The sequence below is a fragment of the Serratia sp. ASV30 genome (assembly GCF_016428815.1).
GTDB lineage: Bacteria > Pseudomonadota > Gammaproteobacteria > Enterobacterales > Enterobacteriaceae > Chania > Chania fonticola_C.
Genome location: NZ_JAELTL010000002.1, coordinates 114,959 through 128,509, shown reverse-complemented (window position 1 = coordinate 128,509; position 13,551 = coordinate 114,959). Strand labels below are relative to the sequence as shown.

The 13,551-nt window shown below is 52.4% G+C and carries 12 protein-coding genes; 3 read left to right on the top strand and 9 right to left on the bottom strand.

Annotated elements, in window-relative coordinates; all coding sequences use genetic code 11:
• Positions 1-54: 54 nt before the first annotated feature.
• From JHD74_RS01390 to JHD74_RS01360, 7 genes are all read right to left on the bottom strand, one after another.
• Complete coding sequence (locus JHD74_RS01390; protein WP_024483672.1) at positions 55-1,206, bottom strand: acyl-CoA dehydrogenase; 1,152 nt, start codon at positions 1,204-1,206, stop codon at positions 55-57.
• A gap of 13 nt (positions 1,207-1,219) precedes the next feature.
• Complete coding sequence (locus JHD74_RS01385) at positions 1,220-2,815, bottom strand: acyl CoA:acetate/3-ketoacid CoA transferase (protein ID WP_199061366.1); 1,596 nt, start codon at positions 2,813-2,815, stop codon at positions 1,220-1,222.
• Positions 2,816-2,993: 178 nt separating this feature from the next.
• Positions 2,994-3,746, bottom strand: coding sequence for a type I 3-dehydroquinate dehydratase (gene aroD, locus JHD74_RS01380; protein WP_199061365.1), 753 nt, complete (start codon positions 3,744-3,746; stop codon positions 2,994-2,996).
• 76 nt (positions 3,747-3,822) lie between these two features.
• Positions 3,823-4,689 carry a quinate/shikimate dehydrogenase gene (gene ydiB, locus JHD74_RS01375; protein ID WP_024528717.1) on the bottom strand — a complete coding sequence of 289 codons (867 nt, stop codon included), beginning with the start codon at positions 4,687-4,689 and terminating at the stop codon, positions 3,823-3,825.
• 62 nt (positions 4,690-4,751) lie between these two features.
• Positions 4,752-5,987: an MFS transporter gene (locus JHD74_RS01370; protein ID WP_024528716.1), complete on the bottom strand. Its 1,236-nt coding sequence runs from the start codon at positions 5,985-5,987 to the stop codon at positions 4,752-4,754.
• Between the two features lie 579 nt (positions 5,988-6,566).
• Positions 6,567-7,775 carry an MFS transporter gene (locus tag JHD74_RS01365; RefSeq protein WP_024528715.1) on the bottom strand — a complete coding sequence of 403 codons (1,209 nt, stop codon included), beginning with the start codon at positions 7,773-7,775 and terminating at the stop codon, positions 6,567-6,569.
• Positions 7,776-7,968: 193 nt separating this feature from the next.
• Entirely contained in the window at positions 7,969-8,325 is a 357-nt protein-coding gene (locus tag JHD74_RS01360; protein ID WP_199061364.1) for a YdiL family protein, read from the bottom strand.
• Positions 8,326-8,675: 350 nt separating this feature from the next.
• On the opposite strand from JHD74_RS01360, the gene JHD74_RS01355 reads away from it, so the two are divergent.
• Genes JHD74_RS01355 through arsC form a run of 3 tightly spaced genes read left to right on the top strand, consistent with a single transcriptional unit; the run spans position 8,676 to position 10,801 of the window.
• Entirely contained in the window at positions 8,676-9,026 is a 351-nt protein-coding gene (locus JHD74_RS01355) for a transcriptional regulator (protein WP_024528714.1), read from the top strand.
• Positions 9,027-9,079: 53 nt separating this feature from the next.
• Positions 9,080-10,369 (top strand): arsenic transporter, encoded by a 1,290-nt coding sequence (locus tag JHD74_RS01350; RefSeq protein WP_199061362.1) that lies wholly within the window; start codon positions 9,080-9,082, stop codon positions 10,367-10,369.
• Positions 10,370-10,381: 12 nt separating this feature from the next.
• A complete protein-coding gene (arsC, locus tag JHD74_RS01345; RefSeq protein WP_199061360.1) occupies positions 10,382-10,801 on the top strand; it encodes a glutaredoxin-dependent arsenate reductase in 420 nt (139 codons plus the stop codon).
• Positions 10,802-10,840: 39 nt separating this feature from the next.
• Here arsC and JHD74_RS01340 read toward each other — a convergent pair whose 3' ends face one another.
• Together JHD74_RS01340 and JHD74_RS01335 are read right to left on the bottom strand one after the other, a co-directional pair.
• The gene (locus JHD74_RS01340) at positions 10,841-12,373 is read right to left on the bottom strand and encodes a DHA2 family efflux MFS transporter permease subunit (RefSeq protein WP_199061358.1); all 1,533 of its coding nucleotides are present in this window, start codon (positions 12,371-12,373) and stop codon (positions 10,841-10,843) included.
• 3 nt (positions 12,374-12,376) lie between these two features.
• A complete protein-coding gene (locus tag JHD74_RS01335) occupies positions 12,377-13,546 on the bottom strand; it encodes an EmrA/EmrK family multidrug efflux transporter periplasmic adaptor subunit (RefSeq protein ID WP_199061356.1) in 1,170 nt (389 codons plus the stop codon).
• Positions 13,547-13,551 lie beyond the last annotated feature (5 nt).

Below are 13,551 nucleotides of genomic sequence, written 5' to 3'. Positions count from 1 at the left end.
TTGATAACTCGCCAGGAGGTTGGCTTATTGGCTGCCTCCTGGCGTTTTATTACCTTATTTGCTCTGGTAGTCTTTCAGGATCTGGCGGCCAGCAATATAAATCATGATTTCATCGGTGCCACCGCCAATCCTTTCGCAGCGCACGTCACGCCAGAAGCGGGAAACGCGAGCCTCATCCGTATAGCCCAGCCCGCCCATGATCTGGATGGCGTCATCAATCACTTCCATCGCCGTACGGGCGCAGTGGAGCTTACACAGCGCGGCACTGGTGCGCAGTGACTGTTTTTGATCCGCTTGCCAAGCGACTTTCATCACCATATTACGCATGTTGTCGACCTTGATCGCCATCAGCGCCAACTTTTCCTGGATCATCTGGTTATGGCCGATCGGCTTGCCGAAGGCGATACGCTGGTTGGCATAACGGGCGGCATCTTCAAACGCGCACTCGGCGAAACCGGCGCTGCGTGCGGCGTTGATCAGGCGTTCCATTTCAAAGTTGTACATCACATTGAGGAACCCCATGCCTTCTTCACCCACCATATCGCTCTCATCCACCTCAACGTTATCGAGGTAAACTTCGCAGGTGCTCAGCATGTGCCAGCCGATCTTGTGCAGCGGATTGACCTTAATGCCCGGCTTGTTGGATTCCATCCACCACAGGGTGAAGGCCTTCTTCGGATCTTTGGGCTCAGGATCGCGCGCCAATACCAGCATGTACGGGTATTCTTTCGCACCGGTGATAAAGGTTTTTTGCCCGTTCAGATACACCTTGCCGTTTTTACGGGTGTAAGTGGTGGTCGCGGCGCTGTTGTCCGAGCCCGCGCCCGGTTCGGTCAGGGCCAGCGCATAGGCCGGATCGCCGGTGGCCAGCGTGCTTTCTGCCGTCTTGCGCAACTGTTCGGCCGAACCGAAACGGCGCATGCTGTGAATACACTGGCCATTGGTGATCAGGAACGCCGGTGCGCCACATTTGGAGACTTCCATCAGCGCCAGCATCTGGGTGACATAGTCCGCCGGTATGCCGCCGAACTCTTCTGGCACACCTAACAGAGAAATACCGCTATCGGCGAGCGCGCGCATAAACTCGGTAGGGTAGGTTGAGGTCTGATCGCAGGTGCGGAAATACTCTTCCGAAAAGTTATTGCCGATCAGTTCCCGAATACTGGCAAGCAGCAGTTCCTGCTCCTCAGTTAAAGAAAAGTCCATAGCCTTACTCCTTTTAATATACCGCTTCAGGTAAAGTGAAACCCATTACGCCGTCGATAAACAATCTCTTGTCCATCAGTGTTAACTGCGGGGAAATAACCGGGGCGAAATCCATTTTTGCCAGAATGTCTTTTTCCAGATCCACTCCGGGGGCAATTTCAACCAGGTGCAGGCCATCAGCTTTGAGCGTAAAGACGGCACGTTCGGTGATGTAACGCACGTCTAATCCCCGCTCGAGCGCGATTTTGCCGCTAAAGGTGATTTCCGGTAATTGCTTGATAAATTTTTTGACGCGTCCTTCCTGCACAATATTCAGCTTGCCGTCGGTGATGTCGGTTTTTAAACTGCCGGCGGTGAGGGTGCCGCAGAACACAATCTTTTTTGACGTCGCGCTGATATCGATAAAGCCACCGGTCCCCATGATTTTGCCGTTGAATTTATGCACGCCAACGTTGCCCTGTTGATCTACCTCGGCAAAGCTCAGGTAACAGACATCCAGCCCACCTCCGTGGTAGAAATCGAATTGGGAGGTCATATCCAGGATGGCTCGGGTGTTGACGTTCGCACCGAAGGCCACACCCTGAGAGGTAATGCCGCCGATGGGGCCAGTTTCGACCGTCAGCACGAAATCATCGGCACACCCCTCTTCGCGGGCGACCAGGCCGATGCCGTCGGCAATGCCCACCCCAACGTTGCCTACCGCCCCTTTACGCATCTCAAATAGTGCACGTCTCGCTACCAGTTTGCGCTGGTTAAGGGGCAGGGCGATTTGGGTGCTGTCATCAAGCACGAAATCGCCGGAAATAAAGCGGTTTACCGGGGCGCCACCATACAGCTGCGTCTGCTGTGGATCGACCACCACGATATCAACCAGATAGCCAGGGATACGCACCGATTTAGGGTGCAGCGTCCCCTTCTTGACCATCTTTTGCACCTGCATCATCACGATGCCGCCGTTGTTGTGCACCGCCTGCGCAATCACCAGTGCGTCCAGATACATCACCTCGTCTTCGAACGAGGCATAACCTTCGCTGTCGCAGGTGGTGGCGCGAATAAAGGCGACGTTGGGCGCAATGGCCTTGTAGTAGAGATATTCCTGGTTATCGATCTCGACCAACTTGATAAGATCTTCTGTGGTCACCTCATTGAGTTTGCCGCCTTGCTGGCGCGGATCGACGAAGGTACCAATACCGATATCGGTTAAAATCCCCGGCTGGTGCGCCGCTGCGGCCCGTAGGGTCTGGGTTAACACGCCTTGGGGATAGTTGTAGGCCGCAATTTTGTTCTGTTCGGCCAGATCGGAGATGCGTGGGGACTGTCCCCAATGCCCGCACAATGCCCATTTCACCAGCCCAACCTGTGCCAGCGGGCTGATGCCGCGATCGGCCCGGTCACCTAACCCTGTCGGGCTGATTAATGACAGGTCACGCGGGGTTTGCGTGGTTTGATATTTCTCTGCCAGCGCGGTAATTAAGGTGGTGGCCTCCAGAATACCGCCACCGGCCCCTAATACGCACAAGGTGGCTTCGTCAGGAATATAATTTACCGCCTCTTGTGCCGATAATACCGGGACTCTGCCATTGATTCTTTTCGGTTTTACCAGATCCATAACTACTCCTGTTGATGACCGATGCATTTATTTTATTTTGCGGGCAACTCAACCCGCACGCAGGCGTGCGGATACCGCAATTAAGCTGTATTAAAATTGAATGCTCTTTTTAGTGACTGGTTTTATTTTGCGGGAATACCATTATTCCCGCCGACAGTAATATCAGTGCACCACTGAATTAATGCAGTATCGTTAATATGGTGCGTAAATCCGTGACGGAGATTTGCCCTGGCGCGGAGGCTTTCTTGACCGCGCCAAAGGTGGCCGCTGAGCCGAAGGTTTCGCCCGCTAACCGGGACACAATGCCGGTTTTGGCCATCGACATGGTGATTATCGGCCCGTTGGCATGTTTTTCGTGCATTTCCAGCGTCGCGGCCAGCAACGTCAATACGTCACTCTTGTTTTGCGGCATCAGGGCGATTTTCGGAATATCGGCTCCCAATTCCTGCATTTTGCACAGGCGCTTGACGATTTCCTCCTGCGGCGGCGTTTTATGGAAATCATGATTCGACATGATGACTTTAACGTTCTTGGCGTGGGCATGGGCCACGGCCTCTTTGACCAGTTCGTCACCGGTAAACAGCTCCAGATCGATCATATCGACCAGGCCGCTGTCCACCGCAGCCAGATTGAGCGCGATATAGGCCTGTGGGGGCAACGCCTGCTCACCGCCTTCCTGGGCGCTGCGGAAGGTGAACAGCAGCGGCTTGTCGGCAATGATCTCTTTGATCTGACGTGCGGCGGCTATCACGTTGCTGAGCGTGGCGACATCCTCAAAATGATCGACGCGCCACTCCAGAATATCGAAATCGGCGTGACGATAATCCTGCGCTTCAGCCACCACACTAGGGATATCTTTACCCATCAGCGAGACAATGATTTTTGGCGCGCCTTCGCCGAACACAATGTTTTTTACGGTTATGGTTTTCATTTTTACCTTTTGCATGCTCTTTTGCCGCAATCAATAAGGTGGTGATTCAAGCCCATCACCACGCGCTACGGGAATGCTACGCCTCGAATCCCATCACCTGCTTAACGTATTCCAGTGGGAAATCCTTGCCAGTCCACAGTTTGAACTGTTCGGCGCCTTGCCATAACAACATGCCGTAACCGTCCACCGTTTTGCAACCTGCCTGTTGGGCCATTTGCAGCAACTTGGTCATGTGCGGGTTATATACGCACTCCGTCACCAGCAGTTCCGGGCGCAGCAGGGTGATGTCGCTGACGATACTCTCGTTTTCCAGCGGCTTCATCCCGACCTTGGTGCCGTTAGTCAGGATGTCCGCGCTGGCGATGGCGCTGGCAAACGCTTGCTGGTCTGCCAGATCGGTCACGGTCACTTTACAATCGGTGTTGTCGTTGACCCGTTTGGCAAAGGCGAGCGCCTGATCAAAGAACTCGTCCTTACGATTAAACAGCTTGATCTCTTTGATGCCTTCAACGGCCGCCTGCGCGCCGATAGCGGTAGATGCGCCACCCGCGCCGACCAGCACCATGGTTTTACCCTTGATATCAAAACCGGTTTCCTTGATGGCCCGAATATGCCCGGTGCCGTCGGTGTTATAGCCGCGCAGGTAGCCGTCGTCGTTGACGATGGTGTTGATAGCACCAACCAGTTTGGCCGCTGGCGTTAATTCATCGACATACTGACAGGCAAACTGCTTGTTAGGCATCGAGACGCCGGTGCCGCGCATTTTTAACGCCTTCAGCCCTTCAATCGCGCTGGCGAAGGTGGTGGTATCGACTTCGAAAGCCATGTAGGTAAAAGGTAGCCCGACTTTTTCCAACGCTTTATTTTGCATCTCTGGCGATAAGCTGTGTCTGATCGGATAGGCCATCAGCCCGATAAGCTCATATTTTGCGGTTACATCCATTCTAAACTCCTTGTCTAACCATGTTCGTGTGGGGCGCAAACCTGCGTAATCGTTGTTTTGGGTTATTGGAAAAAGCGCTCGCCCAATCGCAGGTCACTTTGCGGGACTTTGAATACTCTGTAATAGCGAATGAAGACGATGATGGCGGTAACAAATGCCAGCAGGGCAAAGGCAATATCCAGCAGGATGATGTATTGCAAGCCAATATTGGAGAGGTAGCCGGTAATCAACGGGATCAAGAAGTTGGCTAACCCACCCATCATCATATAAACGCTGGTGACCTTGGCTTTGCTTTTCGGGAAAAACTCCGACATGACGGAGACGCCAAGCTGCAATATCCCACCGGCGGCAGAGAAACCAATCGCAAAGGCGCCAAGGTTACAAACCAGCGGTGAGGGATACAGATAGATAATGGTTGCCGCGATCACCGAGACGCCGGCGTTAAACACATTTGCCCATACCGGGCGCACGGTGCTTTTTAACAGCAGGGCGAAGATAAACACGCACAGCAGCGAGCCAAGGCTATACCAGGAGATGGTTTTCAGCGCATCGGCCTCCGCCATACCGGCAAATGCCATTGCGTATTTCGGCATCCAGACCACGATCACGTAAAAGGTAGAGAATGCAGCCACGCCGAAGATAACGGACGAGACACCCTCCAACCAGGCCAGCGGCTTACTGTTCATCTGCGGCAATTCTTTAGCCACGGAGGCATCAACCAGCTGGCTGGGGAACTTGCTTTTAAGCAGCAGTAACGTGATGAGGACGAACAGGATCCCCGGGATAACCATCGCGTAGCCGTACCAGATGTGGCTGACCAGCAGGTAGCTGACCAGCATCGGATAGAACATCTGGCCGAAAGAGACCATGGCTTTCACCAGGATCACCGCCGAGCCGGAAGTCTTGGGATAGCTCTCCATCAGGGCAGGATAGCCGCCGGTATCAAGCGCCGCATTGGCAACGCCAACGCAAACCGCCAGGCCAAAGGCGACAATCAGATTAGGGCTGGCCGGGATGCCAAAGAAGAACAGAATATACAGGGCGACGCCGATCAAAATGGCGGCGCGGCGGCCAAACTTATCCGATATCACGCCAAAGAACAGAATGCTGACTAGTCGACCCAACCCAATACCGGATATCAGGTAGGCAATGCCCGCGTTGTCGGTGCCGAACTTCTCGGCCAGCGGGGTCATGTTTTGTGCCAGCGTAATGACGCTGGCACCGTGGAGAAAATAACTCAAATAGATACTGATGACCGCTAACAAAAATGGCGCTTTGAAGGCCTTGCTCTGGCTCATACTGTTCTCCGCTTGTCGCTAATTTTTACGTTATCTAGATCCAGGGGACTTGTTGTTCTAGTGGCCTTTCTTTTTCATCAATCATTAATCATTGCGGGAAAGTAATGGGTGAAAATATCCCGATAAGTCACGCTGCGGTAAATAACTTGGGTCATGGATAACCGCCAATACACCGGCAACCTGACGTGTGCTGAGTATAGGTAATGCAGTAGGTGATAAATACGTAATATGCCGTTTTAGTTTTCAACTTTATTGCAGACAAAGATGCGGAGGCGGCGTTTGATGGTGTTACTGAATTGTGCCGAAATTTCGCCGGCTAAATTAGGTCTGGAGGACTGTTATCAGGGGCTGGCCATTTAGGAGCGACGTATACCTACGGTAATTAACAAGCTATTTACTTTGTCTGGGTGGCAGCCACTAGCGGAATACTGTCTCATATTGCACGGGGGCATAATAATATTGTATCTGGTGTGGGGTAGAGGAATAACAGCACATTCTTCAACCGGCTCACTATACGTAGGGGCGCTGCATGCAGCGCCCGTTTAACGACATGTTTGGGGTGAGGTTAAAACTGTGGGATCAGTTGATCACTTGGGCTATCTTGAAGGGATTGTTGGCCTCTTTATGGCTACGGTAGCCAATGAACAGCGCCAACAGAAAGCCACAGGCCGCGATACCGGTATCGAACCACATAATGTTGGCGATACTGGTTTCGGAAATCTTGGCGGTAATCAAAGGAATGGTGAACGTTGCCAGGCTGCCGGCGCTGTAATAAATGCCGGTGGCTTTGCCTTTCGCGTGGGGAAGGCGGGTCGCCATCAGCGTCAGCCCTAGTTGCATGACCCCACCTGCGGCAGAGAAGCCGATAACAAAGGCGAAAACCATCACGACGTACATATTGGGATACAGGCAAACGGTGAGTAAGGTAATGAAGGAGATAAAGGTATACAGCATCAGAAAGGTGGTTGATTTAAACCTTTTCTTTACCAGGCCGGCGGTGATGAACACGCACATCAATGATCCGATGGTGTAGATGCTCAGCAGCTTGATCGACATCGTATAGCTCATACCCGCCACAAACTGCCCATACTGCGCCAGCCACTGGCTGATCAGGTAAAAGGTGGCCATGGCGATATAGCCATATAAGGTATAGCTGATGAGATCCACGATGGAACAGTGATGGTTTTCATCTGCATTTTTATCGGTCCTGGTGGCTATGCGTTGCACCGGGTGAGCGGGGAATGGGCAGCGCAGCAGGAACAGGCCGTTGAGCAGCATAATGCCAGCAGCGATCAGGAAGGACCAGCCAAACCAGACCTCGGCCCAGACCAGTAGGCTGATGACCATCGGTAACAGAAACTGGCCGCCGGAGACAAAGGCTTTAATCAGGATATTGGCGGTGCCTGGCGACTTGGGGAATGCCTCCATCAGCGTAGGGTAGGTGCCCGAGTCGAGAAAACTGTTGGCAACGCCGGCTAAAAAACCAAATACATAAGCGATAATAATCGTGGGGCTGAGAAGAATGCCGAAAAAGAAGCCTAAATAGCACAGGATCCCCAGAAAAATAAAGGGCCTGCGGCCAAAACGATCGGATAACATGCCGGTGATTAATAACACACTGAGCCTGCCAATGCCCAAAGAAGAGATGACGATCGAGATGCCAGCGGCATCGGTGTGCCATTGTTCTGCCAGATAAGGCATATTCAAGCTGATTAATATTACCCCCATACCGTGCACCAGATAATTCAGATACAGCCCCAAGGCTGTTGGTACATACTTGTTTTCCATAGGTTGTTGCTCAGAAACTCGTTCATAATAAATTATTCGTGCCGGGAAAAACGGCTGGGCACGAGATTGTTACAGGCGTTAGCCTGCTGTCAGGGGTGATAGTCAGTCAAAACGATGGGCAGGTGGTGTTGATAAACCTTCCTTATATAATCCCGTCAAGGTTAACGAGCGCGATGTGTCCTATTAGTTTGGGTTAACATAGCCGCTCTAGATCATAAGCATAAAGCTGTGCGGCGACCGACTGATAAATTTTCCATTCCAGATAATCACCTTGGGCATAGACAGCCAGGAAGGACGCATAATCGGGGAAGAAGCGCATGGTGTTATTACCAATGCGATTGTTGATCTTGTCGATGATGGCGTTGATGTGGTTTTTTCTTTTTTTAATCATTTTTGTGAATGTATCAATAATAGCGGCCGGTATTTCACTTTCACCACGCTCCCATTGCTGCCATGTAGCTAAATTGTTGTCAGATGAAATATAGGCCGCACATTCTTCGACCGTCATAAAAAAAAGCTGACGCAGTGCCTGCAGTTCTAAATGATTCATGATGACGCAGATCCACGTTAGAGAAAACCATGCAGAATAAATAGCATTATTGGGTTTTTTTCGTCTTGAACAGGCTCACACTATTGGGTGCAATATTATTTGTTGCCGGGGTGTGAATATATTACCGCATTATGGCTTTTAAATTGGCTTAAATGTAAAGCCGTATTGCCGGACGCATCGGGTGGCCAGGGGGCTTTCTGGCCACCGTTGCTACGCGACGTATCGACACAACGTTGAGCGCTTTCTGTGGCAAGGGAAGAGAGAAAATACATATATGAAAATTCAAATGTGTCATTGACTTGAAAGCGCCTGCGGGTATGCTTTATCCACCGATCGTAACGGAGAGACCGATGACCCTGACTTCCTTGCAACTGTTCAAAATCCTGTCGGACGAAACCCGCCTGGGTATCGTGTTGCTGCTCAAACAGTTGGGTGAACTGTGCGTTTGCGATCTTTGTACTGGGCTGGAAGAGTCGCAACCCAAGATTTCACGCCACTTGGCAATGCTCAGAGAGTGCGGATTGCTGCTGGATCGTAAGCAGGGGAAGTGGGTGCATTATCGTCTTTCCCCGCATATTCCTGCCTGGGCAGCCCTGGTTGTTGAACAAGCCTGGTTGAGTCAACAGGACGAAGTCCACACTATGGCACGTAAGCTGGCAGCGGCGAATTGCTCCAGCGAGGGTAAAACCCTGTGTAGCTAAATTTTTTGTGCAAACACATATGAAAATACATATATAAATGTGAGGTGGTAAGTATGTTATTGGCTGGGGCGATATTTATCCTGACCATTGTGCTGGTGATCTGGCAGCCGAAAGGGTTAGGGATTGGGTGGAGTGCCACACTTGGCGCGGGGTTGGCCTTGCTCACCGGCGTGGTGCAGATTGCCGATATCCCAGCGGTATGGAATATTGTCTGGAATGCTACGGCGACCTTCATCGCCGTGATCATTATCAGCCTGTTGCTTGATGAGTCTGGTTTTTTCGAATGGGCTGCGCTGCATGTCTCCCGCTGGGGAAACGGGCGGGGGCGCCTGCTGTTCACTTACATCGTTTTACTAGGCGCAGCCGTGGCGGCTTTGTTTGCCAACGATGGTGCAGCGCTAATCCTTACCCCCATAGTAATAGCCATGCTGCTGGCACTGGGATTCAGCAAAGGCACCACGTTGGCGTTTGTCATGGCTGCCGGGTTTATTGCTGATACCGCCAGTCTGCCGCTGATTGTGTCCAATCTGGTCAATATCGTTTCGGCAGACTTCTTTGATCTGGGGTTCACGCAATATGCTTCGGTGATGGTGCCTGTTGATATCGCTGCGATTATCGCGACGCTGGTGATGCTGCATCTGTTCTTTCGCAAGGACATTCCGCCGACCTATGATCTCGAACGACTGAAACAACCGGCGCAAGCCATTAAAGATCCGGCCACGTTCAAAACTGGCTGGGTGGTATTAATCCTGCTGTTGGTGGGTTTCTTCGTGCTGGAGCCGCTCGGCATTCCGGTCAGCGCTATTGCTGCCGTGGGGGCGATGATCCTGTTTGCGGTGGCCAAAAGAGGTCATGCCATCAACACCGGGAAGGTGCTGCGCGGTGCGCCCTGGCAGATCGTCATTTTCTCGCTGGGGATGTATCTGGTGGTTTATGGCCTACGCAATGCCGGATTAACGGAATACCTTTCCGGCGTACTGAACCTACTGGCGGATAATGGTTTATGGGCCGCCACGCTTGGCACTGGCTTCCTGACCGCATTCTTGTCATCCATTATGAACAATATGCCAACGGTATTGATTGGCGCGCTGTCTATTGAGGGGAGTGCTGCGTCAGGGGTGATTAAGGAGGCCATGATTTACGCCAACGTTATTGGCTGCGATCTGGGGCCCAAAATCACGCCGATTGGCAGCTTGGCAACGCTGCTCTGGCTGCATGTGTTGTCGCAGAAAAACATGACGATCACCTGGGGATATTACTTCCGTACCGGAATCATCATGACCGTACCCGTGTTGTTGGTCACGCTGACTGCCTTGGCGTTACGTCTATCCATCACTTTGTAGCGAGGAACATCCATGATCACGATTTACCACAACCCTGCCTGCGGCACCTCGCGTAATACGCTGGCGCTCATTCGCAACAGCGGTACAGAGCCAACGATCGTCCATTATCTGGAGACACCCCCCAGCCGCGCTGAACTGGTGAAACTCATTGCAGACATGGGGAGCAGCGTGCGGGCCTTGCTGCGTAATAACGTGGAACCCTACGAGCAGTTAGGGCTGGCAGCAGACGTCTTCACCGACGAGCAACTGATCGATTTTATGTTGCAGCACCCGATTCTGATTAACCGGCCGATTGTAGTGACGCCGCTGGGGACCCGCCTATGCCGCCCCTCCGAAACGGTGCTTGATATCCTGCCCAATCCGCAAATAGGGGCATTGGCCAAAGAGGACGGCGAAAAGGTTGTTGATGGCTCCGGTAAACGGATCAAGTAAATCAGGAGGCGCGTCAGCGCCTCTCTATGTTCCCGTTTATCACCCCGTCTTGGCCGTATTAAACGGGGGTTTGGCGAACCACACCAGTAGGGTCAGCATCAGGAACACCCCGGCAGAGAGATAGAAAATATCGTTGGCCGACATCAGCAGGCTCTGTTGGGTAATTTGATCGTTGATATAGGTCGCGGCTTGCTGCTGATTGAACCCCAGATTTTGCAGATGGTGATCCAGGTTGATCGCCGCCGGGTTGAATGGCGTCACTGACTGTGTCAGTTGCGCATGGTGAAATGACTCCCGGTGGCTCCACAGGGTCATGGTGAGTGACGTACCGATCGAGCCAGATAACGTCCGGAAAAAGTTGCTCAGGCTGGTGGCCGCAGCGAATTTTTCTGGTGCGAGCCCTGACAATGAAATGGTGGTCAGCGGCAGGAAGAAGCAAGCCACGGCGAAGCCTTGCATCAACTGCGGCAGCACCACGGCAGTAAAATCAATCGCCGGATTAAACGTCATCGCACGCCAGTAGTAGCAACCGGCATACACGATAAAGCTAAAGGTCACCAATACCCGCATATCAACACGATCGCCGTAGCGGCCAATCAATGGCGCGATCAGCAGCGGCATCAGCCCGATGGGAGCATAGGCCAGCCCAGCCCATACCGAGGTGTAATCAAACACCGTCTGTAGCAGCTGCGGCATCAGCACAATGGCTCCGGCATAAATCAGATACGCACAACTGATGCACAGGACGCCGATGCTGAAGTTACGTGAGCGGAACAGGCTCAGATCGATGATCGGGTTATCGTTGGTGGCTTCCCAGATAATCAGCAAAATCAGCGCGACCACGGCGATCACGGCCAGCACGATCACGGTGGTAGAGCTAAACCAATCGAGGTCTTTGCCTTTATCCAACATGATTTGCAGGCTACCCACACCTAGCACCAGCAGGCTCAGGGCGAACAGGTTGATTTTTACCGGCTCGGTGGGTGTTTCTCTTCCTTTCAGTATCCATGCGGTAATGGCAACGACGATGATACCGAATGGAACGTTGATTAAAAATATCCAGCCCCAGTCGTAGTTATCGCAAATATAGCCACCAATAATCGGGCCAAAGATCGGGGCGATTATCACCGTCATCGACCACAGCGCCAGCGCGATATTACGCTTCTCCGGCGGGTAGTTACGCAGCAGCAGGCTTTGCGATAGTGGGATCAACGGGCCTGCGACCAATCCCTGAATGACGCGGAAAAAGATCAGCATATCGAGATTGGTGGAGAACCCGCAGCATAGCGACGCCAGTGCAAACAACGTCACCGAAGCTAAAAACAGCTTACGCTCGCCGAACCGTTGCGCCAGACGCCCGGTTATCGGGATGGAGATCGCATTGGCGACGCCAAACGAGGTGATCACCCAGGTTCCTTCATCCGTAGAGGCACCCAGGAACCCGGAAATGGTGGGAATGGCGACGTTGGAGATGGTGGAATCCAACATCTGCATAAAGGTCGCCATCGACAGCGACAGCGTCACCAGGATCAATGACCAGCCTTTTAACGGCAGCAGTGTGTTGTTGCTCATAAGTCACATCGCATTGGCTTTGATGATGTCTTGGATTTCCTGGTCGATACTGGAGGTATCGAGCACCAGCGCCTGGCTTTGGTAAGCCGGTTTCTGGCGTTGGGTGGTAGATAGGGCAGGGCCATTGGTATTGTTTTCGCGCAAGGTCACCGTGGTGGATAAGCCAATCCGCAGTGGGTATGCCTTGAGCTGTTCTGCATCCAGGGTAATACGCACCGGCAGGCGTTGAACCACTTTGATCCAGTTACCGGTGGCATTCTGCGCGGGCAGTACCGAGAACGCGCCGCCGGTCCCCATATTGATCCCTTCAACCACGCCGTTGAACACCACATTGCTGCCATACAGATCGCTCACCACGCTAACCTTTTGCCCAATGCGCACGCCGCTGAGCTGGGTTTCCTTGAAGTTGGCGTCAATCCACAGCTGATCGGCCGGGACGATGGATAACAAGGCCTGGCCAGCGCTCAGCGTTTCGCACACCTGCACATTGCGTTGAGCAACATAGCCGGTCACCGGACTGCGAATTTTGGTGCGCTGTAGCGCGAGCCAGGCTTCGCGCATTTGTTCTGCCGCCAACAGGATGGCCGGCTGCTGTTCTAGCGTGGAATTCTGGATCAGGATACGATTGCTGCGATATTGCTCGATAGCGACGTCCAGTGCCGCTTTGCTGCTGCTAACGGCATTGCGCGCATGTTGCAGGTCTTCTTTTGAAAAAGCCCCCGCTCCCATCAATTGGGTTCGGCGCTGATAATCGGCCTGCGCTTGCTGATAAGCGATTTTAGCCTGGGCAATATTGGCATTATATTGTGCGTCGTTGACATAGATCTGTTTGGTTTTTCTCACCGTTTCCGCCAGCTTATTTTTGACTTTTTTAAAGTTGAGGTTGGCATCGGTATCATCTAAATTGACCAAGACATCCCCTTGCTGGACTAAATCGGTATTGGTGTAATTCACGCTGACCACGCTACCGTTAACCTGCGAAGAAATAGTGACCTGATTGCCCATCACATAGGCATCATCGGTGCTTTGCACATTGCGCGAATTGAAATACCACCAGGTTGCACTGGCCATAGCCGCAATAACAATCACCATTAGAAAAATGAGCAGCCATTGCTTTCTTTTTTCTAATGGTGTTTTCACCGGGTTACTGTCTGGCTGCGGTAAATGTGGCATGGAAA